Here is a 20,327-nt window from a genome sequence, read left to right as displayed (position 1 = left end):
CCGCCGTCCACCCGTAGATCGTTCGACTTCGAGACTTCGAGAAGAGATTCACAGACCATGGCGAACTACACCGCCGCTGACGTCAAGAAGCTCCGTGAGCTCACCGGCGCCGGCATGATGGACTGCAAGAAGGCCCTGGACGAGGCCGAGGGCAACGTCGACAAGGCCGTCGAGGCGCTGCGCATCAAGGGTCAGAAGGGCGTCGCCAAGCGCGAGGGCCGCTCCGCCGAGAACGGCGCCGTGGTCTCCCTGATCGCCGGCGACAACACCTCCGGCGTCATCGTCGAGCTGAAGTGCGAGACGGACTTCGTCGCCAAGGGCGAGAAGTTCCAGGCCGTCGCCAACCAGATCGCCGAGCACGTCGCCAAGACCGCTCCGGCCGACGTCGAGGCCCTGCTCGCCTCCGAGATCGAGGCCGGCAAGACCGTCCAGGCGTTCGTCGACGAGGCCAACGCCAACCTGGGCGAGAAGATCGTCCTGGACCGCTTCGCGCAGTTCAACGACGGCTACGTGACGGCGTACATGCACCGCACCATGCCCGACCTGCCGCCGCAGATCGGTGTCCTCGTCGAGCTCGACAAGGAGAACGCCGAGGTCGCCAAGGGCGTCGCGCAGCACATCGCCGCGTTCGCCCCGAAGTACCTCTCCAAGGACGACGTCCCGGCCGAGGTCGTCGAGGCCGAGCGCCGCGTCGCCGAGGAGACCACCCGCGCGGAGGGCAAGCCCGAGGCTGCCCTGCCGAAGATCGTCGAGGGTCGCCTCAACGGCTTCTTCAAGGACGCGACGCTGCTCGGCCAGCCGTACGCGCTCGACAACAAGAAGTCCGTCGAGAAGGTCCTGCAGGAGGCCGGTGTCACCCTGAAGCGCTTCTCGCGCATCAAGGTCGGCATCTGAGCCTGCCGCGAAGGCAGCGAATGACCTACGACCCCGCTAGGGTCGTACGCAGTCGGCCGCTCAACGGCCGACCGCAGATGTGACGAGGAGGCCATTGCCGCAGAGGGATCTGGACCAGACCCACGGCAATGGCCTTCTTCGTATGTGCACGAGGAGAGCTCAATGAATCACGGTGCCGACGGCGCGCACACAGACCATGCCGGTAACGGCGGTAGGCGACGCTTCCTGCTGAAGCTGTCGGGCGAGGCGTTCGCCGGCGGCGGCGGACTGGGCGTCGACCCCGATATCGTGCACGCGATGGCCCGCGAGATCGCCGCCGTGGTACGCGACGGCTACGAGATCGCCATCGTGATCGGCGGCGGCAACTTCTTCCGCGGCGCCGAACTCCAGCAGCGCGGTATGGACCGGGCCCGCTCCGACTACATGGGCATGCTCGGCACGGTCATGAACTGTCTGGCCCTCCAGGACTTCCTGGAGAAGGAGGGCATCGACTCCCGCGTCCAGACGGCCATCACCATGGGACAGGTGGCGGAGCCGTACATTCCGCTGCGCGCGGTGCGCCACCTGGAGAAGGGCCGGGTCGTCATCTTCGGCGCCGGTATGGGCATGCCGTACTTCTCCACCGACACCACCGCCGCCCAGCGTGCCCTGGAGATCGACGCCGAGGCCATGCTGATGGGCAAGAACGGGGTCGACGGGGTCTACGACTCCGACCCCAAGAAGAACCCGGACGCGGTCAAGTTCGACGCCCTCGAATACGGTGAGGTCATCACCCGCGACCTGAAGGTCGCCGATGCCACGGCCATCACGCTGTGCCGGGACAACAAACTCCCGATCCTCGTGTTCGAGCTGCTCGCCGAGGGCAACATCGCGCGCGCGGTGAAGGGTGAGAAGATCGGCACGCTCGTCAGCGATCAGGACACCCGGGCCTGACGGCCTCAACTGCCGCGATTCCGTACGGGCATCGGCCTGTACGGGCGGCAACTCCCGGCCGGGGTAAGACCCTCGGTACGGGGATGGACAACCGCCTGCCGGTCGGACACCGTGCAGGAGAAGACGCGCGGCAGGGGCGAGGCTCTGCTTCTTACCGAAAAGACCAGGAGCAAGTGGTGATCGAAGAGATCCTCCTCGAGGCCGAGGAGAAGATGGAGAAGGCCGTCGTGGTCGCCAAGGAGGACTTCGCCGCGATTCGCACCGGGCGTGCGCACCCGGCGATGTTCAACAAGATCGTGGCGGACTACTACGGCGCGATGACGCCGATCAACCAGCTGGCGTCGTTCTCGGTTCCCGAGCCCCGGATGGCCGTGGTGACCCCGTTCGACAAGAGTGCGCTGCGCAACATCGAGCAGGCCATCCGCGACTCCGACCTGGGCGTCAACCCCAGCAACGACGGCAGCATCATCCGGGTGACGTTCCCCGAGCTGACCGAGGAGCGCCGCAAGGAGTTCATCAAGGTCGCCAAGAACAAGGGCGAGGACGCCAAGATCTCGATCCGCAGCGTCCGCCGCAAGGCCAAGGAGACGCTGGACAAGCTCGTCAAGGACAAGGAGTCCGGCGAGGACGAGGTGCGCCGCGCCGAGAAGGAGCTCGACGACACCACCGCGAAGTACGTCGCGCAGGTGGACGAGCTGCTCAAGCACAAGGAATCCGAGCTCCTCGAGGTCTGATGAACGAGTCATCCTGGGGGGCCCCGCCCGGCGCCGGTCGATGGGGACCGCCCGACCACGGACCGGCCTCCTCGCTTCGCGGGGTGGCGCCCCCCGCCTCGGCGGGTCCCGTGCACGACTGGGGCGACGCGGCGCAGACTCGGCCCATGCCCATCGTGCCCGAGCCGGGCGGCCACCAGGACGACGACCGGGAGCAACGGGATATCCGGGATAATCGGGACTACCCGGACGACCGGGGGGCTGCTCGCCTGAGCGGCCCCCTGTTCCGCGACGAACAGCCGCAGGAGCCCATGCCCACTGCTTTCCCCGATTCCTCCGGGTCCGACCGCGCGCCGGACTCGGAGCGGCCGAAGAAGAAGAGCGCGGGGCGCAATCTGCGTGCCGCGATAGGGGTCGGCGTCGGTCTCGGCGCGGTGATCCTCGCTTCGCTCTTCGTCTACAAGCCCGTCTTCATCGGCGTGATCGCGATCGCCGTCGTCGTGGGGCTGTGGGAGCTGACCTCGCGGCTGGCGGAGCGCAAGGGCATCAAGGTGCCGCTGGTGCCGCTCGCGGTCGGCGGCACCGCCATGGTGGTCGCCGGATACGTGCGCGGAGCCGAGGGCGCATGGGTGGCGATGGCGCTCACCGCGCTGGCCGTCCTGGTGTGGCGCATGACCGAGGCGCCCGAGAACTACCTGCGGGACGTCACCGCCGGCGTGTTCGCGGCGTTCTACGTGCCCTTCCTCGCCACGTTCGTCGCGCTGATGCTCGCCGCCGAGGCCGACGGGCCGCAGCGGGTGCTGACCTTCCTGCTGCTGACGGTCGTCAGCGACACCGGCGCCTACGCGGTCGGCTGGCGCTTCGGCAAGCGCAAGCTCGCGCCGCGGATCAGCCCCGGCAAGACCCGTGAGGGGCTCGTCGGCGCGGTGCTCTTCGCGATGGTGGCCGGCGCGCTGTGCATGGAGTTCCTCATCCGGCACGGCGCCTGGTGGCAGGGTCTGCTGCTCGGCCTCGCGGTCGCGGCCAGTGCCACCCTCGGCGACCTCGGCGAATCCATGATCAAGCGGGACCTGGGCATCAAGGACATGGGCACCCTGCTCCCCGGCCACGGCGGCATCATGGACCGTCTCGACTCGCTGCTGCCGACCGCCCCGGTCGTCTGGCTGCTGTTCGTGGTCTTCGTGGGGTCCGGCTGACCCCGACCCCTTGGGCCGTCCGGCCCCGCAGATGACGTAAAGCCCCCTGCCAGTGGATTTCCGCTGGTGGGGGGCTTTCGGCTGTTCGGTGTCGGCTGTTCGGCGTTGGGCGTTGGCTGGGTGGTGCGGAGAGCGGGCGTCGGGCGAAGGCGGACGGCTGCATGGGGTGCCGGGCCCGGTCACGTGCCCCGGTTGCCGCCGTCCCGCCGTTCCGGGGCGTCCGCGCCGCGGCCCACCCGTCGCCAGATCACCGTCATCCCGACCGCCAGCACGATCAGCGCCACGATGACGATGAGGAACTTGAGCACGTAGTCCCTCAGCAGATGGTGGGCGAGAGCGGACGCGTCGAGGGCGAGGCCGGTCACCGCCGGCCGTCCCGCCGTCGGGTACGGGCGGGGCCGTTCTCCAGGCGGTGGGCGGCGGCCCGCAGTGCCGCGCGCAGGGCGGGGTCCGCATACCGGCGGGCCTGGTCGAGCCGGCCCCTGCGCTTCAGCACCACGGCCACGGCGAAGACCACCAGGGCCAGCACCACCAGGCCGCCCGCGATGACACCGAACCTGATGAGCATGAGGTTGAGGTACCGCTCCACGAGTCCTCCCGTTTTTATATCAGGCTTGTGATAAAAAACAATATATCATGCGCGTGATATAAAAGCTCCATGCCGAAGGTCGTGGATCCGGACGCCCGCCGCCGCGAGGTCGTCGCCGCCCTGTACCGAGTCGTCGTACGGGACGGCCTGCAACGCACCTCGCTGCGCGCCGTCGCCGACGAGGCGGCACTCAACATCGGTTCGGTGCGCCACTACTTCGCCAGTCAGCAGGAGCTGATGGACTTCGCGATGCAGTCGATGCTCGGGGCCCTCTCCGAACGGCTGCTCCAGCACGTCGAGCGCATCGGGGACCTGGGCCGCTACCCGCGCGCGGAACGCCTGCGCCTGGTGACCGACCTCCTGGCCGAGCTGCTGCCGCTCGACGAACGCCGCCGCGCGGAGGTCACCGTCTTCCTCGACTTCAACGCCGCGGCCCGCACCCATCCGGCCTTCCAGGGCCTCGCGCACGAGGCCGCCGCCGGCACCAGAAGGCTGACGCACCGCGTCCTGGCCCGGCTCGACGAGTCCGGCACCCTGCGCCCCGGATGCGACGTCGACCTGGAGACCGAGCGCCTGGCATCCCTCCTGGACGGCCTCTCCCTCAGCGCCGTGCACCACCCCGACATCCTCGGCGGGCCGCGGTGCCGCCAGGTACTGGCCGCTCACCTGGAGGACCTGTCCCGCACCGGCTAGTGCCCGGCCCACCTGGACGATCTGCGACACTGGACCCACCATGCCTGCACCCGGAGAACTCACTTTCGTCGCGCCGCGCGGGGCCAAGAAGCCTCCTCGGCACCTTGCCGATCTCAGTCCCGTCGAGCGCCGTGAAGCGGTGGCCGCGATCGGCGAGAAGCCTTTTCGCGCCAAGCAGCTGTCGCAGCACTACTTCGCCCGTTACGCGCACGACCCGGCGCAGTGGACCGACATCCCGGCGGCGGCGCGCGAGAAGCTGGCGAGCGAGCTGCTGCCGGACCTGATGAACGTCGTGCGGCACATCTCGTGCGACAACGACACCACCCGCAAGACCCTGTGGAAGCTGCACGACGGCACGCTCGTCGAGTCGGTGCTGATGCGCTACCCGGACCGGGTCACCATGTGCATCTCCTCGCAGGCCGGCTGCGGTATGAACTGCCCGTTCTGCGCCACGGGCCAGGCGGGGCTGGACCGCAACCTGTCCACCGCCGAGATCGTGCACCAGATCGTGGACGGGATGCGCGCGCTGCGCGACGGCGAGGTGCCGGGCGGTCCGGCGCGGCTGTCCAACATCGTCTTCATGGGGATGGGCGAGCCGCTCGCCAACTACAACCGGGTGGTCGGCGCCATCCGGCGGCTGACCGACCCCGAGCCGGACGGCCTGGGCCTGTCCCAGCGCGGGATCACGGTCTCCACGGTCGGCCTGGTCCCGGCGATGCTGCGGTTCGCCGACGAGGGCTTCAAATGCCGGCTCGCGGTGTCGCTGCACGCGCCGGACGACGAGCTGCGCGACACGCTCGTCCCCGTCAACACGCGCTGGAAGGTGCGTGAGGTGCTGGACGCGGCCTGGGAGTACGCGGAGAAGTCCGGGCGGCGGATCTCGATCGAGTACGCCCTGATCCGGGACATCAACGACCAGGCATGGCGCGGTGACCTGCTGGGACGACTGCTCAAGGGCAAGCGGGTCCATGTGAACCTGATTCCGCTGAACCCCACCCCCGGCTCGAAGTGGACCGCCTCGCGCCCCGAGGACGAGCGGGCGTTCGTCCAGGCCATCGAGGCGCACGGCGTGCCGGTGACCGTCCGCGACACCCGAGGTCAGGAGATCGACGGTGCCTGCGGGCAGCTCGCGGCCTCGGAGCGCTGAGCGCCCGCTGGTACGGTGTCGTCGAACAAATGCACATTCCGACAGGGGAGCGCCACAGCGCTGAGAGTGCGGAAGCGTCGTAGTCCTACGGTGCCCGCAGACCCTTGAACCTCGCCCGGGTCATTCCGGGTAGGAAGTTCGGTCGTCACTCATGCTGTTGCGCCCTGCCCGGATGTCCCTTTCGTGCGTCTTTGGATGCCGTGAACCGCGGACACCGGGCGGGGCCGCGTCTCTTCCTGGCCAGCCAGGAGGAAATCAGTGAGCACCACCAGAAGGATCACCGCGACAGCGCTCGCCGCCGCGCTCGGCATGACCGCCCTCGCCGCGTGCGGCACCTCGGACGGCGACGGCGCGGACGCCAAGACCGTCACGCTCGTCAGCCACGACTCGTTCCCCAAGCCGCTGCTCGACGCCTTCGAGAAGGAGAGCGGCTATAAGGTCACGCTCCTCAAGGGCGGCGACGCCGGCAAGGCCGTCAACCAGGCGATCCTCTCCAAGGACAACCCCCAGGGCGACGTCTTCTTCGGCATCGACAACACGCTGCTCTCGCGCGGTCTGAACGCGGACCTCTTCAGCCCGTACGAGGCCAAGGGGCTGGACAGCGTCCCGGCCGCGCTGCAGCTCGACAAGGGCAAGCACCGCGTCACCCCGCTCGACTACGGCGACATCTGCGTCAACTACGACCGGGCCTACTTCGACCAGCACAAGATCGCGCCGCCGAAGACCTTCGACGATCTGATCAAGCCCCGGTACAAGGGCCTGCTGGTCACCGAGAACGCCGCGACCTCCTCCCCGGGGCTCGCCTTCCAGCTCGCCACCGTCGCCACCTACGGCAAGGACCGCTGGCTGGACTACTGGAAGAAGCTCAAGGCCAATGACGTCGAGGTCGTCGACGGCTGGGAGCAGGCGTACAACGAGCGGTTCTCGGGCTCCGGGGCCGGCAAGGGCAAGGGCGACAAGCCGCTGGTGGTCTCCTACGCCTCCAGCCCGCCCGTCGAGGTGCTCGGCAAGAAGCCGGCGCCCAAGCAGGCGCCGACCGGCGTCGCGACCGGCACCTGCTTCCGCCAGATCGAGTTCGGCGGCCTCCTCAAGGGCGCGAAGAACGAGAAGGGCGGCAAGGCGCTGCTGGACTTCCTGCTGAGCCGGAAGTTCCAGGAGGACGTGCCGCTGCAGATGTTCGTCAACCCGGCGCGCAAGGACGCCAAGCTGCCGGAGCTGTTCACGACGTACGGTGCGAAGATCGACAAGTCGGCGACGCTGGCCCCGGAGGCGATCGCCGAGAACCGCGAACAGTGGATCAAGCAGTGGTCCTCGCTCGTTCTGAAGTAGCCGCCGCCCGGAGCAGGAGGCCGGCGCGGGGAACGGCGGTGCGGCTCGGCCTGATGGCCGTGCCGCTCGCCTTCTTCGCGCTGTTCTTCGCCTACCCGGTCGTGGCGATCGTCGGGCGCGGGCTCAAGGACGGCGGGCAGTGGCAGCTGGGCCGGTTCGGGGCCGTACTGAGCGACCCGGATGTCGTGCATGTGCTGTGGTTCACCCTCTGGCAGGCGGCCGCCTCGACCGGGCTGACGCTGCTGATCGCGCTGCCCGGCGCGTATGTCTTCGCCCGCTTCGACTTCCCCGGCAAGCAGCTGCTGCGGGCGGTGGTGGCGGTGCCGTTCGTGCTGCCGACCGTCGTCGTCGGCTCGGCCTTCCTGGCGCTGGTCGGGCGGGGCGGACTGCTGGACGACCTGTGGGGGCTGCGCCTGGACACCTCGGTCTGGGCGATCCTGGTGGCGCATGTCTTCTTCAACTACGCCGTGGTCGTCCGGACCGTCGGCGGGCTGTGGGGGCAGCTCGACCCGCGCCAGGAAGAGGCGGCGCGGGTCCTGGGAGCCGGACGGTTCGCGGCCTGGCGGCGGGTGACGCTGCCCGCGCTGGGGCCGGCCGTCGCGGCCGCCGCCCTGATGGTCTTTCTCTTCACCTTCACCTCCTTCGGGGTGGTGCAGATTCTCGGCGGCCCCACCTTCTCGACGCTGGAGGTGGAGATCTACCGGCAGACCGCGGACTTCCTGGACCTGTCGACGGCCGCCGTCCTGACCATGATCCAATTCGCGGCCGTGCTGGGCGTGCTGGCACTGCACGCCTGGACCGTGCGCCGCAGGGAGTCCGCCCTCCGGCTCGTCGCCGCCTCGCAGACCGCGCACCGGCCGCGCGGTCGCGGCCAGTGGGCACTGCTGTGGGCGACGCTCCTGGTCATCGCGGTCCTGCTGATCACCCCGCTGGTCGTGCTCGTGGAGCGGTCGTTCGCCGGGCCGGACGGCTACGGAGCGGTCTTCTACGAGTCGCTGCGCTCCGCCGGGGCCGGTGACGGCACCTTCGTCGTCGCCCCCCTGGAGGCCCTGTGGAACTCCCTCGCCTACGGGGCGGCCGCCACCGTCATCGCCCTGGTGGTGGGCGGGCTGGCGGCCGCCGCGCTGACCCTCCCCGGGCCGAGCCGGGGCCGGTCCGGGCGGAACCCCACGGCCGGCCGGTTCGTCCGCGGTTTCGACGCGCTGCTGATGCTGCCCCTCGGCGTCTCCGCGGTCACCGTCGGCTTCGGATTTCTGATCACCCTCGATGAACCACCGCTGGACCTGCGCGCCTCGTGGTGGCTGGTCCCGCTCGCCCAGGCGCTGGTGGGGGTGCCGTTCGTGGTCCGCACCATGCTGCCCGTCCTGCGGGCCGTCGACGGGCGGCTGCGGGAGGCGGCCGCCGTGCTCGGCGCCTCGCCGTGGCGGGTGTGGCGCGAGGTCGATCTGCCGATGGTGCGGCGGGCGCTGCTGATCGCCGCGGGCTTCGCCTTCGCCGTGTCGCTCGGTGAGTTCGGCGCGACGGTCTTCATCGCACGGCCGGATCAGCCGACGCTCCCGGTGGCCGTGGCACGGCTCCTGGGGCGCGCGGGCGAACTCAACTACGGGCAGGCGATGGCCCTGTCGACCATCTTGATGGTGGTGTGCGCCGGCGCCTTGCTGGTCCTGGAGCGCGCGCGAACCGACCATTCCGGGGAGTTCTAGATGACGGCACGCAACGCGAGCACGGCGCGCGAGCTGCTGCGGCTGGACGGGGTGACCGTCCGCTTCGGCACGTCCGGTCGCCCCGCGCTGGACGCGGTGGACCTGGAGGTCGCCGCGCACGAGATCGTCTGCGTACTGGGGCCGAGCGGCAGCGGCAAGTCCACTCTGCTGCGGGTGGTCGCCGGCCTCCAACAGGCCGATGTGGGACAGGTGTTGCTGGAGGGGGGCGATCAGTCGCACGTGCCCACGCACCGGCGCGGGGTCGGGCTGATGTTCCAGGACCACCAGCTCTTCCCGCAGCGCGATGTCGCGGGCAACGTCGCCTTCGGGCTGCGGATGCGGCGCGCCTCGCGCGCCGACCAGGACCGCACGGTCGCCGAACTGCTGGACCTGGTGGGGCTGCCGGGCGCCCAGCGGCGCGCCGTGGCCTCCCTGTCCGGTGGTGAGCAGCAGCGGGTGGCCCTGGCCCGTGCGCTCGCCCCGCGCCCCCGGTTGCTGATGCTGGACGAGCCGCTCGGCCAGCTCGACCGCGGCCTGCGGGAGCGGCTGGTCGTCGAACTCCGCCGGCTCTTCCGCGACCTGGGCACGACGGTGCTGGCCGTCACCCACGACCAGCAGGAGGGCTTCGCGCTCGCCGACCGGGTCGTGGTGATGCAGGACGGCCGGATCGCGCAGACCGGGACGCCGCTGGAGGTCTGGCGGCGTCCGGCCACGGAGTTCGTCGCCCGCTTCCTCGGCTTCGACAACGTGGTCGGGGCGACGGTGCAGGGCGAGGCCGCCGGCACGCCCTGGGGCAAGGTGCCGGTCCCGGAGGGCACCCCGAACGGGCCGTGCCGGCTGCTGGTACGCCCCGCCGGGGTGCGGCTGGCACCCGCCGCCGAGGGCCTGCCCGCCACGGTCACGGCCCGGACGTTCCGCGGCAGTCATGTCACCCTGCTGCTCCAGCCGTCCGGCGGACCTCAGGTGGAGGCGGCCTGCGCGCTGCGGGAGGCACCCGAGGTGGGTGAGCGGGTGGGTATCGCCTTCGCCGCCCAGGACGTCGTGGTGCTGGACGCCGGGTCCGGCGCGTAGCGGGGCGTCAGCGCTCGGGCGCGCTCGCCGCAGGGTGCGCGGCGCGCTTCTCGTGCGCGCCCCCGTCCGCCGGCGCCGCGCCGCCCGTGGCCCGGGCCGGCAGCTCCGCGCCCGGATCGGCGGCCGCCGACGGTGCGGATTCCCCCTCCGGCTCGCCGAACCAGGCGACCGCGACGGCGCCCGCCACGGCGACCACGAAGCCCAGGACGGCGACCCAGGCGAAGCCCGGACGGGAGGAGTCGCCGAGCCACAGCACCCCGAGGATGCCGGGGACGACGGTCTCGCCCACCACCAGCGCCGCCGTGGCGCCGTTCACCGAACCGATCTGCAGGGCGACGGTGTGCAGGTACATTCCGCCGATGCCCGCGACGAGAATCGCGTACAGGGCGGGGTCGCCGAGCAGCGCGGGCAGATGGAACGGGTCCACGCCGTTCAGCACCCGTACGCCGACGCCGAGCGCGCCGAAGCCCAGACCGGAGAGCAGACCGGCGAGGATCGCGGCGCGGGAGCCCATCAGGCGCACGATCAGGGTGCCGCCGCCGATCAGCACCAGGGACGCGACCAGCAGCCACCAGTGGGTCGCGATCGGCGTATGGCCGCTGCCCTCCGGGCCCGCGGCCGTGGCGAGCAGCACCAGCGCCGAGCAGACCACGGCGATCGAGCCCCACTCGGCCCGGCTGAGCCGGATGCCCAGGAGCTTGATGCTCAGTACGGCGGTGATCACGAGGTTGGCGCTGATCACGGTCTGGGACAGGAACAGCGGCAGCAGCCGGGCCGCCAGCGCGCCGAGCCCGAAGCCGATGAAGTCCAGCACCGTGCCCACCATGAATTCCCAGGTCACGGCGGCTTTCGCGGTGGAGGAGAGGCTGGGGCCGCCGTGCTGGGTGACATCGGTGGCGGAGGACTTGGCCGCCTCCCGGCGGGCGGACTTGCGCGACCCCACCGCCTGTAGGACGGAACCCGTGCCGTAGCAGGCCGACGCCGCTACGGCCGTCAGAAGGCCGATGATCACCAGGAGCTCCGTTCGCGCGCACTTGGCATTACCTGTTCATTACCTGGCCTGGCAGACGCTCATTTCGGGACGGGAGTTGCCTCAGCCGGGCAAACAGATCGTGCGGCCGCCCGGCGGGGCGCGGTGGCTGCGTGGGCGAGGGGGCCGGGAGCGGGACGGGGCGGGGTCAGGATGCCGCCCCCGCACCGAGGCGGGCGAGCGCCCGGGGGACCTCGTCCACCGAGTCGACCAGGGCGATCCGGGCCGCCATCGGGCGGTCGGCCGCCAGCGCCTGGAGCAGGGGCCAGGTGGGCAGCCGCTCGGTCCAGTGCGCACGGTCGACCAGCACCATCGGGGTCGGCTCGCCCCGCGACCGGTAGTAGTTCGGCGTCGCGTTGTCGAAGATCTCCTGTACGGTCCCGGCCGCGCCCGGCAGGAAGACGACGCCGGCGTTGCAGCGCGCCAGCAGGCCGTCCTCGCGGACCGCGTTGACGAAGTACTTGGCGACATGGGTGGCGAAGGCGTTGGGCGGCTCGTGCCCGTAGAACCAGGTGGGTATGCCGACCGAGGCGCCGCCGCCCGGACGGTCCCGGCGCACGTCGAAGGCGGCCCGCGCCCAGTCCGTGACCGAGGGGGTGAAGTGCGGCGCCTTGGAGAGGAGTTCGAGCGCCGCGTCGAGCATGCCGTCCTCGAACGGCGCCGCGTACGCCCCGAGGTTCGCCGCCTCCATCGCACCGGGGCCGCCGCCCGTGGCCACGGTCAGGCCGTCGCGGGCGAGCCGGCGGCCGAGCCGGGCCGCGCCCGCGTAGGCGGCACAGCCGCGCTCCAGGGCGTGCCCGCCCATGACGCCCACCACCCGGGCGCCGGCGAGGTGCTCGTCCAGGGCGTCGGAGACGGCGTCGTCGTGGATGCTGCGCAGCATCGAGGCGAAGATGTCGCCGTCCGACTTGGACTCCTGGTACCAGTCGTACGTGCGGGCGTCCGGGGTGGTGTCGTAGCCGGCGTCGACCAGCCCCGCGAACAGCTCGTCCGGCCCGTAGAGGGCGCCGCGGTACGGATCGAACGGCAGGCCGGGTATGGGCGGGAAGACCAGTGCGCCCCCGGCGCGCACCTTCGCGTCGGCGTCCGGTTCCATGGCGCAGCCGAGGAACACCGACTCCGACGTGTCCGTGCCGAGCAGTGCGAACGTACGGTCCGTCAGGTCGACCGATTGGATGCGGTATCCGGCGAGGCTGCCCGAGGCGGCGACGTGGTCGAACTCCTTGAGGGACTCGATTTCCCGGTCGTTCTCGTCGTGGTGGCGGGGCGCTGGGAGCGGTGAATTCGGCTGCACGCCCGCCATGTTAGGACCGCAGGGACTCCACGAGGGGCCCGAGGTGCCCGTCCGAGGCCGCCGCGTCCAGCGCCTCGCGCAGTGCGCCGTCGTAGGTGGGGCGGGCCCTCTGCTGGACCTCGCGGCCTTCGTCGGTGATCACGCTGTAGACGCCGCGCCGGTCGTCGGGGCACAGGTCCCGGCGGGTCAGGCCGGAGGACTCCAGGCGGGAGGCCAGCCGGCTCACGGAGCTCTGGTTGAGGCCGATGAGGTCGGCGAGCTCCTGCATGCGCAGTTCGCCGTCGTCGGCCTCGGCCAGCCGCGTCAGCGCGCGGTACTCGGAGAGTCCGATGCGGTGGTGCTGCTGCAGGGCCCGTGCCAACTCCTGCTCGACGCGCGTGTGCAGTGCCCCAAGGCGGTCCCAGTGCTCCGCGTCCATCGCCATGCGCTCTCTTCCGCCGCTCCCCGCCGCCGTTTGCCGATGGGGCCTTGACAGCAGCGTACATGCACCCGAAACTTATGTATGTGCATGCAAGCAATGCATGCACATGGAAATGGTGCAGGTGTACGGAACGAGGGGGAGACATGACCGGGGCGACGATGACGCAGGCTTCCGAGGGCGCTGCCGAAGGGGCCGGGGCGGCGCGAGAGATCGAGCGGATCGCGACCACACCGGACTGGTACGAGCCGTACAGGATCTCCCAGGCCGTCAAGGCGGGCGGATTGATCCATGTGTCGGGACAGGCGGGGATCGACGAGCGGGGACGGACCGTCTCGGACGACTTCCTGACCCAGGGCCGGCAGGCGTTCGCGAACGTCGAGCGGGTGCTGGCCGCGGCCGGCGCCTCGCTGGCCGATGTGGTGAAGGTGGGCATCTTCGTGACGGACATGGCCGCCGACCTCGACCATGTCCTCACGCTGCGAGGGGAGTTCCTGTCCGAGCCCTATCCCGCGGACACCCTGCTGGAGGTGTCGTCACTGGCCCAGCCGGACTGGCGGATAGAGGTGGAGGTCACGGCGCTCGCCCGCTGAACGGGGAGGGCCCGGCGGCTCAGGGCCCCGGCACCCGCCCGCCCGTTGCCTGACACCTGTTCACGTCGGCTCACCTCCGCTCACGCGATGAGGGCGTCGGTCAGCCGCATCAGGTGTTCCCGGGCCTGGACGTCGTATGCCTGGTCGTGTGCTTGGGTGTCGGTGAACTGGTCGAAGTAGCGGCCTGTGGTGGAGGCGAGAGCGGGATCGGTGAGCAGCCGGAGGGTCGGCCGCACTCCCTCCTCGACGGTGGTGACCGGCGTGAGGCCGTACTCGCGCACCCCGTCGGTGTCCATCAGATGGGCCGGATGGAGGGTGTTGACCGTGACGCCGGTGCCCTCCAGTTCGGCGGCCAGGTGGAACGTCGCCATGATCATGGCCAGCTTGCTCCGGCAGTAGGCCCGCAGCCCCTCGTAGTCCCGTTCCAGCATCAGGTTGTCGAAGTCGATGGCCTCCTGCCCTATCGAGGCGACATTGACCACGCGCGACGGGGCGGAGGAGATCAGCAGGGGCAGCAGATCGCGGGTCAGGGCGTAGGGGGCGAGGTGGTTCACGGCGAAGCGCAGCTCGTGGCCCTGCCGGCTCAGCTCACGCCGGAGCGGATCGGCGCCGCCGCCCGCGACGGCGTTGTTGATCAGCCCGTCGAGCCGGGGTTCCGCCGCGCGGATCCGGGTGGCCATCGCATGGACCTGGTCGAGGTCGGCCAGATCGGCGAGGTAGGTGCGGACGGTGGTGCCGGGGGCGGCGGCCCGTACCTCGGCCGCCACGGTGTCCAGCCGGGTGCGGTCGCGGCCGTGCAGCAGGAGGGTGCCGCCCTGGGCGGCGAGGGCGAGGGCGAGGCCGCGGCCCATGCCCTGGGTGGCCCCCGTGATCAAGGTGGTGCGCTGATTCATGGGAAACAGCCTGGCAGTGCGGCGCGACGGCACGGGAGTGTGTGCTGAACCTGGTGTCGCCACCACCAGGCGGCGGGCCGCGGCCGCGAAGCTCCCCCGGCCACGCCGTGGACCCTCACCGCACCAGCGGCAGCGTCACCATCTCCGCCACGGTCCAGGTCAGCGGGGCGAGCACGACCACCAGGGCCAGCAGGCGCAGGGCCGCGGCGCGGTGGAGGACGGAGGCGGAGGCACCGAGGCGCCTGAGCGCGGCGGTGGTACGGGCGCGGGCGGAGCGGGATTCGAAGGCGGCGGTCAGGGCACTGGCGGTGACACAGGCGAGCACGACCGCCGCGCCGATGGCGGTGAGCGGGCCGAAAGGACGGGAGGGAGCGGACTCGTAGACCTTTACGGCGGCATAGACCGCCGAGGCCACGGCGCACAGCACGCCGAGCGGGCGGCCGAGGCGGTGCGACTCCTCCTGGAGCACGCGTCCCGACAGCAGGCGCAGCGCGCCGGGACGGCCCGCGCACAGCAGCCGGCCGCACAGATGCACCAGGCCGGGGCCGGCCAGGACGAGACCGAAGGCGGACAGGGCCCAGCCGGCCAGTGCGCCCGGAGGGCTGCCGACCAGTCGGCCGGGCAGGGGCAGCAGGCCGCCGTGTCCTTGGGTGCCGGAGCTGGTGTAGGCCTCGATGGCCAGGCCCGCCGCGGCCAGGGCGATGCCCCACGGGAGCCCGGAGGGCGGGGCGGTCCGGTGGCGGGCCTCGAAGTCGGGGATGCCGCTCTCGTCGCGGGGGCGCAGTACGACGGCGGTCGCGGCGGCGGCGGTCAGCGGTACGAGCGCCAGCAGCATCAGGGCGCCGGGTAGCGGCAGCGGGTGGCCCGAGCCGAGCAGATCGGTGTCGACGCCCAGGGCCGAGGCGGCGCCCGGGCCGCCGAGGTCGCCGCGCAGGCGGAGGAAGGCGAACAGTGCGAGGAGGACACCGAGGAAGCAGGTGAGCGCGGTGGAGGCGGTGGCGAGGAGGGTGAGGCGCAGGGGGCCCATACCGGCGGCGGTCATCCCGCGCTGGAGGCGGGCGGCCGGGTCCGTACGGGCGGTGGAGACCGCGAACTGGGTGGTGGCGGCGAGCGGGGCCGCGCACCACAGGAGGCGCACCAGCGATTCGTCGGCGGTGGCCGGGTGGCCGGCGGCGTAGCCGACGGTGGACAGCAGCAGGAAGCCGGTGCCGGCCGCCGCGGCGGCGACGAAGAGGCGACGCAGCAGAACGAGGGGGTGCGAGCCGCGGGTCAGACGGAGAGCGAGCACGCTGCCCTGCTTTCCTCATCGGAGGAGCCGGTGGTGGCGGGTGCCTCGGTCGAATGGCGGCCGTCGACGAGCGCGAGGGAGCGGTCGGAGAGCGTGGCGACACCGGGGTCGTGGGTCGCCAGGACCACGGTGATCTGGTGCGAGCGCGCCGCGGTGGTCAGGGTGCGCAGCACCTGAGTTCCGTCGGCGTGGTGCAGCGGGGCGGTGGGCTCGTCGGCGAAGAGCACCTGGGGGGTGGTGGCGAGCGCGCGGGCGATGGCGACGCGCTGGCGCTGGGACTGGTCGAGCTGCGCGGGGCGGCGGCGGGCGCACATGCCGACGTCGAGGCGGTCCAGCCATTCGAGGGCGGTGTGCTTGGCCGAGCGGCTGCCGGTGCCCCGCAGCAGCAGGGGGAGGGCGGCGTTCTCCCAGGCGGAGAGTTCGGGCACGAGGTGCGGTTCGGTGTCGATCCAGCCGAACCGGTCCAGGCGCAGCCGTTCGCGGCTGGGCGAGGAGAGCGTGTGCACGGGGGCGCTGTTGAACCACACCTCGCCCTCGGTCGGGACGAGTTGACCGGAGAGGCATTTCAACAGGGTGGTCTTGCCGCTGCCGCGCGGGCCGGTGACGGCGAGGATCTCGCCTTCGCGGACGCCGAGGGAGACCCCTGCGAGGGCGGTGGTGCCGCCGTGCGTGTGGTGCAGGCCGCGTGCCCAGAGAACGTCGTTGTCAGGCGGGGCCACCATCTGCGCACCTCTTGCTTGTTCGCGTCGACTCGTTCCCCCAACTGGGTGAACGACCATGGAGGGTATCGGTCACTAGCACGGTAAGGACTGGTGCCCCCTGGTATTAGTCGCTTGACAGCACAACGGCCCAGATTCACTCGTATGGCTTGAAGTGAGTGAATCTGGGCCGCTGGGTGTTCAGTTGTGTATCAGCCCACCGGGAGGTGGTGCGTCGGTCAGAGCTTGGTCCAGGCCTCGGTGAGGACCGTGCGCAGGATCTGCTCGATCTCGTCGAAGACCGGCTGGTCGGCGATCAGCGGCGGCGCGAGCTGGATGACCGGGTCGCCGCGGTCGTCGGCGCGGCAGTAGAGGCCGTTGTCGTACAGCGCCTTGGACAGGAAGCCGTACAGGACGCGCTCGGTCTCCTCCTCGTTGAAGGACTCCTTGGTGGCCTTGTCCTTGACGAGCTCGATGCCGTAGAAGAAGCCGTTGCCGCGGACGTCGCCGACGATCGGCAGGTCGTGCAGCTTCTGCAGGGTGCTCAGGAAGTTGCCCTCGTTGTCGAGGACGTGCTGGTTGAGGCCCTCGCGCTCGAAGATGTCGAGGTTGGCGACACCGACGGCCGCGGAGACCGGGTGGCCGCCGAAGGTGTAGCCGTGCAGGAAGGTGTTGTCGCCCTTGTAGAAGGGCTCGGCCAGGCGGTCGGAGATGATGCAGGCGCCGATCGGGGAGTAGCCCGAGGTCATGCCCTTGGCGCAGGTGATCATGTCCGGGACGTAGCCGAACTTGTCGCAGGCGAACGTCGTGCCCAGGCGGCCGAAGGCGCAGATGACCTCGTCGGAGACGAGCAGCACGTCGTACTGGTCGCAGATCTCGCGGACCCGCTGGAAGTAGCCGGGCGGCGGCGGGAAGCAGCCGCCGGCGTTCTGCACCGGCTCCAGGAAGACTGCGGCGACGGTCTCGGGGCCCTCGAAGAGGATCTGCTGCTCGATCTGGTCGGCGGCCCAGCGGCCGAAGGCCTCGGGGTCGTCGCCGTGGATCGGGGCGCGGTAGATGTTGGTGTTCGGCACCTTGTGCGCGCCGGGGACCAGCGGCTCGAAGGGGGCCTTCAGGCCGGGCAGGCCGGTGATGGACAGGGCGCCCTGCGGGGTGCCGTGGTAGGCGACCGCACGCGATATCACCTTGTGCTTCATCGGCTTGCCGACGAGCTTGAAGTACTGCTTGGCCAGCTTCCACGCGGTCTCGACGGCCTCGCCGCCGCCGGTGGTGAAGAAGACCTTGTTGAGGTCGCCGGGGGCCTCGTTGGCCAGGCGCTCGGCGAGCTCCACGGCCTTGGGGTGGGCGTAGGACCACACGGGGAAGAAGGCCAGCTCCTGCGCCTGCTTGTAGGCGGTCTCGGCGAGCTCGACCCGGCCGTGGCCGGCGTTGACCACGAAGAGGCCGGCGAGGCCGTCGATGTAGCGCTTGCCCTTGTCGTCGTAGATGTTGGTGCCCTCACCGCGGACGATGGTGGGCACGGGGGCATTCTCGTACGACGACATGCGGGTGAAGTGCATCCACAGGTGGTCGTAGGCCGTCTTGGAGAGGTCGCCGCTCATTGCTATCTCGTTCCCCAGGTGTAGGTCTGCTTCCGGAGCTTGAGGTACACGAAGCTCTCGGTGGATCGGACGCCGGGAAGCGTGCGGATCCGCTTGTTGATCATTTCCAGCAGGTGGTCGTCGTCCTCGCAGACGATCTCGATGATGAGATCGAAGGAGCCTGCCGTCATGACGACGTACTCGACTTCTTCCATGGTCGTCAGGGCGTCGGCCACGGGATCGAGGTCACCCTCGACGTTGATGCCGACCATTGCCTGCCGACGGAAACCGACCGTGAGGGGGTCGGTGACCGCGACGATCTGCATCACGCCTTGGTCGAGCAGTTTCTGTACGCGCTGGCGCACAGCCGCCTCGGACAGGCCGACGGCCTTGCCGATTGCGGCATACGGACGGCGCCCGTCCTCCTGGAGCTGCTCGATGATCGCCAGGGAGACGGAGTCGATCGACGGGGTGCCGTTTCTGTCACGAGTGGCCACGTCCCTCACTGTGCACGAGCCTCGTCGGTCTTGCAACCCCAAACCGATGAAATTAGTCGTGTCGCGATCAGAATTTCACTGATTCCGTTGTTCCGGGGTGGCGGGTGTGTTGAAAGCGTGGGTTTCATGGCTAGGGTGGACCCAAACCACCGGACATCTGACTGAAGGGGGCGCACAGTGACCACCGCACTGCGTCGTCTGCGCAACTACATCGACGGGGAGTTCCGGGACGCCGCCGACGGGCGGACCACGGAGGTGGTCAATCCGGCGACGGGTGAGGCGTACGCCACCGCCCCTCTGTCGGCCGCGGCCGACGTGGACGCGGCGATGGCCGCCGCCGAGGCCGCCTTCCCCGCCTGGCGCGACCTGATCCCGGCCGAGCGCCAGAAGGTCCTGCTCAAGATCGCCGACCGCTTCGAGGAGCGGGCGGAGGAGCTGATCGCCGCCGAGTCCGAGAACTGCGGCAAGCCGATCGCCCTCGTACGCTCCGAGGAGATCCCGCCGATGGTGGACCAGATCCGCTTCTTCGCGGGTGCCGCCCGGATGCTGGAGGGCCGCTCGGCCGGCGAGTACATGGACGGCTTCACCTCCATCATCCGCCGCGAGCCGGTCGGCGTCTGCGCCCAGGTCGCGCCGTGGAACTACCCGATGATGATGGCCGTGTGGAAGTTCGCCCCGGCGCTGGCCGCGGGCAACACCGTCGTCATCAAGCCGTCCGACACCACCCCCGCCTCGACGGTGCTGATCGCCGACATCATCGGCAGCGTGCTGGACGAGCTCGGCCACTCGCGCGGCGTGTTCAACGTCATCTGCGGTGACCGTGAGACCGGCCGTCTGATGGTCGAGCACAGGATCCCGGCGATGGCCTCCATCACCGGTTCGGTGCGCGCCGGTATGCAGGTCGCCGAGTCCGCGTCCAAGGACCTCAAGCGGGTCCACCTGGAGCTGGGCGGCAAGGCGCCGGTCGTGGTCTTCGAGGACACCGACATCGCCAAGGCCGTCGAGGACATCTCGGTCGCCGGCTACTTCAACGCCGGCCAGGACTGTACGGCCGCCACCCGGGTGCTCGTCCAGGATTCCATCCACGACGAGTTCGTCGCGGCGCTGGCCAAGGCCGCCTCGGAGACCAAGACCGGCGCGGTCGACGACGAGGACGTGCTCTACGGCCCGCTGAACAACGCCAACCAGCTCAAGCAGGTCAAGGGCTTCATCGAGCGGCTGCCCGCGCACGCCAAGATCGAGGCGGGCGGCGAGCAGGTCGGCGAGAAGGGCTACTTCTTCGCCCCCACCGTCGTCTCCGGCCTCAAGCAGGACGACGAGATCGTCCAGCAGGAGGTCTTCGGCCCGGTCATCACCGTCCAGTCCTTCTCCGACGAGAAGCAGGCGGTGGAGTGGGCCAACGGCGTCGAGTACGCGCTGGCGTCCTCGGTGTGGACCAAGGACCACGCCCGCGCCATGCGGATGTCCAAGAGCCTCGACTTCGGCTGCGTGTGGATCAACACCCACATCCCGCTGGTCGCCGAGATGCCGCACGGCGGATTCAAGAAGTCCGGCTACGGCAAGGACCTCTCGGCCTACGGCTTCGACGACTACACCCGGATCAAGCACGTGATGACCTCGCTGGACGGCTGAGCCGGCCGGCCGGTCCGACCGGCCGACCCGGGGAAGCCGCACCGTCGAGCGGCACGGAACGCTCGACACACCGTCGCGGGCGGAGGCCCGGCAGTTGACGCTCTGTCTCTTGCCGCCTCCGCCCGCGGCACGTGAG

General features: G+C 70.5%; 21 protein-coding genes. 11 read left to right on the top strand and 10 right to left on the bottom strand.

Annotated elements, in window-relative coordinates; genetic code table 11:
• Nucleotides 1-57 precede the first annotated feature (57 nt).
• The 4 genes from tsf to ACZ4NB_RS23775 all read left to right on the top strand — a co-directional run bounded on the left by tsf (nucleotide 58) and on the right by ACZ4NB_RS23775 (nucleotide 3,736).
• Nucleotides 58-894 (top strand): translation elongation factor Ts, encoded by an 837-nt coding sequence (gene tsf, locus ACZ4NB_RS23790; RefSeq protein ID WP_467664521.1) that lies wholly within the window; start codon nucleotides 58-60, stop codon nucleotides 892-894.
• Nucleotides 895-1,056: 162 nt separating this feature from the next.
• Nucleotides 1,057-1,827, top strand: coding sequence for a UMP kinase (pyrH, locus tag ACZ4NB_RS23785; RefSeq protein ID WP_384433583.1), 771 nt, complete (start codon nucleotides 1,057-1,059; stop codon nucleotides 1,825-1,827).
• A gap of 176 nt (nucleotides 1,828-2,003) precedes the next feature.
• Nucleotides 2,004-2,561 (top strand): ribosome recycling factor, encoded by a 558-nt coding sequence (gene frr, locus ACZ4NB_RS23780; protein ID WP_393493801.1) that lies wholly within the window; start codon nucleotides 2,004-2,006, stop codon nucleotides 2,559-2,561.
• Nucleotides 2,561-3,736: a phosphatidate cytidylyltransferase gene (locus ACZ4NB_RS23775; RefSeq protein WP_467664519.1), complete on the top strand. Its 1,176-nt coding sequence runs from the start codon at nucleotides 2,561-2,563 to the stop codon at nucleotides 3,734-3,736. Before frr ends, ACZ4NB_RS23775 begins: the two co-directional genes overlap by 1 nt.
• A 179-nt stretch (nucleotides 3,737-3,915) precedes the next feature.
• Here the strand turns inward: ACZ4NB_RS23775 and ACZ4NB_RS23770 are convergent, their stop codons facing one another.
• Both ACZ4NB_RS23770 and ACZ4NB_RS23765 read right to left on the bottom strand, forming a co-directional pair.
• Nucleotides 3,916-4,101 carry a hypothetical protein gene (locus ACZ4NB_RS23770; protein ID WP_467664518.1) on the bottom strand — a complete coding sequence of 62 codons (186 nt, stop codon included), beginning with the start codon at nucleotides 4,099-4,101 and terminating at the stop codon, nucleotides 3,916-3,918.
• Nucleotides 4,098-4,325 (bottom strand): hypothetical protein, encoded by a 228-nt coding sequence (locus tag ACZ4NB_RS23765; protein WP_467664516.1) that lies wholly within the window; start codon nucleotides 4,323-4,325, stop codon nucleotides 4,098-4,100. The genes ACZ4NB_RS23770 and ACZ4NB_RS23765 overlap by 4 nt, the downstream gene beginning before the upstream one ends.
• A 69-nt stretch (nucleotides 4,326-4,394) precedes the next feature.
• Here ACZ4NB_RS23765 and ACZ4NB_RS23760 point away from each other — a divergent pair, with 69 nt between their 5' ends.
• From ACZ4NB_RS23760 to ACZ4NB_RS23740, 5 genes are all read left to right on the top strand, one after another.
• Nucleotides 4,395-5,018 (top strand): TetR/AcrR family transcriptional regulator, encoded by a 624-nt coding sequence (locus tag ACZ4NB_RS23760; protein ID WP_467664514.1) that lies wholly within the window; start codon nucleotides 4,395-4,397, stop codon nucleotides 5,016-5,018.
• A 40-nt stretch (nucleotides 5,019-5,058) separates the two neighbouring features.
• Nucleotides 5,059-6,165 carry a dual-specificity RNA methyltransferase RlmN gene (gene rlmN / locus ACZ4NB_RS23755; RefSeq protein WP_399147205.1) on the top strand — a complete coding sequence of 369 codons (1,107 nt, stop codon included), beginning with the start codon at nucleotides 5,059-5,061 and terminating at the stop codon, nucleotides 6,163-6,165.
• A 258-nt stretch (nucleotides 6,166-6,423) separates the two neighbouring features.
• Complete coding sequence (locus ACZ4NB_RS23750) at nucleotides 6,424-7,494, top strand: thiamine ABC transporter substrate-binding protein (RefSeq protein ID WP_467664512.1); 1,071 nt, start codon at nucleotides 6,424-6,426, stop codon at nucleotides 7,492-7,494.
• On the top strand, nucleotides 7,470-9,197 hold the full coding sequence (locus ACZ4NB_RS23745) for an ABC transporter permease (protein WP_467664510.1): 1,728 nt from the start codon (nucleotides 7,470-7,472) through the stop codon (nucleotides 9,195-9,197). The genes ACZ4NB_RS23750 and ACZ4NB_RS23745 overlap by 25 nt, the downstream gene beginning before the upstream one ends.
• Nucleotides 9,198-10,268 (top strand): ABC transporter ATP-binding protein, encoded by a 1,071-nt coding sequence (locus tag ACZ4NB_RS23740; protein ID WP_467664508.1) that lies wholly within the window; start codon nucleotides 9,198-9,200, stop codon nucleotides 10,266-10,268. It abuts the gene before it with no gap.
• 7 nt (nucleotides 10,269-10,275) lie between these two features.
• On the opposite strand, the gene ACZ4NB_RS23735 is transcribed toward ACZ4NB_RS23740, so the two are convergent.
• The 3 genes from ACZ4NB_RS23735 to ACZ4NB_RS23725 form a co-directional block, all read right to left on the bottom strand.
• A complete protein-coding gene (locus ACZ4NB_RS23735) occupies nucleotides 10,276-11,280 on the bottom strand; it encodes a DMT family protein (RefSeq protein WP_467664506.1) in 1,005 nt (334 codons plus the stop codon).
• A 166-nt stretch (nucleotides 11,281-11,446) separates the two neighbouring features.
• Complete coding sequence (locus ACZ4NB_RS23730) at nucleotides 11,447-12,601, bottom strand: LOG family protein (RefSeq protein ID WP_467664504.1); 1,155 nt, start codon at nucleotides 12,599-12,601, stop codon at nucleotides 11,447-11,449.
• Nucleotide 12,602: 1 nt separating this feature from the next.
• Nucleotides 12,603-13,010, bottom strand: coding sequence for a MarR family winged helix-turn-helix transcriptional regulator (locus tag ACZ4NB_RS23725; protein ID WP_467664622.1), 408 nt, complete (start codon nucleotides 13,008-13,010; stop codon nucleotides 12,603-12,605).
• 146 nt (nucleotides 13,011-13,156) lie between these two features.
• Between ACZ4NB_RS23725 and ACZ4NB_RS23720 the strand changes: the two genes are divergently transcribed.
• Complete coding sequence (locus ACZ4NB_RS23720; RefSeq protein WP_467664502.1) at nucleotides 13,157-13,603, top strand: RidA family protein; 447 nt, start codon at nucleotides 13,157-13,159, stop codon at nucleotides 13,601-13,603.
• 80 nt (nucleotides 13,604-13,683) lie between these two features.
• Here the strand turns inward: ACZ4NB_RS23720 and ACZ4NB_RS23715 are convergent, their stop codons facing one another.
• From ACZ4NB_RS23715 to ACZ4NB_RS23695, 5 genes are all read right to left on the bottom strand, one after another.
• Nucleotides 13,684-14,496 carry an SDR family NAD(P)-dependent oxidoreductase gene (locus ACZ4NB_RS23715; RefSeq protein WP_467664501.1) on the bottom strand — a complete coding sequence of 271 codons (813 nt, stop codon included), beginning with the start codon at nucleotides 14,494-14,496 and terminating at the stop codon, nucleotides 13,684-13,686.
• Nucleotides 14,497-14,611: 115 nt separating this feature from the next.
• Complete coding sequence (locus tag ACZ4NB_RS23710; protein ID WP_467664499.1) at nucleotides 14,612-15,784, bottom strand: hypothetical protein; 1,173 nt, start codon at nucleotides 15,782-15,784, stop codon at nucleotides 14,612-14,614.
• Entirely contained in the window at nucleotides 15,766-16,506 is a 741-nt protein-coding gene (locus ACZ4NB_RS23705; RefSeq protein WP_467664498.1) for an ABC transporter ATP-binding protein, read from the bottom strand. Before ACZ4NB_RS23705 ends, ACZ4NB_RS23710 begins: the two co-directional genes overlap by 19 nt.
• Before the next feature lie 215 nt (nucleotides 16,507-16,721).
• The gene (locus tag ACZ4NB_RS23700) at nucleotides 16,722-18,083 is read right to left on the bottom strand and encodes an aspartate aminotransferase family protein (protein WP_467664496.1); all 1,362 of its coding nucleotides are present in this window, start codon (nucleotides 18,081-18,083) and stop codon (nucleotides 16,722-16,724) included.
• A gap of 2 nt (nucleotides 18,084-18,085) precedes the next feature.
• Complete coding sequence (locus ACZ4NB_RS23695; RefSeq protein WP_018087114.1) at nucleotides 18,086-18,559, bottom strand: Lrp/AsnC family transcriptional regulator; 474 nt, start codon at nucleotides 18,557-18,559, stop codon at nucleotides 18,086-18,088.
• 177 nt (nucleotides 18,560-18,736) lie between these two features.
• On the opposite strand from ACZ4NB_RS23695, the gene ACZ4NB_RS23690 reads away from it, so the two are divergent.
• Complete coding sequence (locus tag ACZ4NB_RS23690; protein ID WP_467664494.1) at nucleotides 18,737-20,191, top strand: gamma-aminobutyraldehyde dehydrogenase; 1,455 nt, start codon at nucleotides 18,737-18,739, stop codon at nucleotides 20,189-20,191.
• The last annotated feature ends 136 nt before the right edge of the window (nucleotides 20,192-20,327 follow it).

The sequence above is a fragment of the Streptomyces sp. NPDC026575 genome, from assembly GCF_055567415.1.
This window is presented reverse-complemented; position numbering and strand designations above follow the sequence as displayed.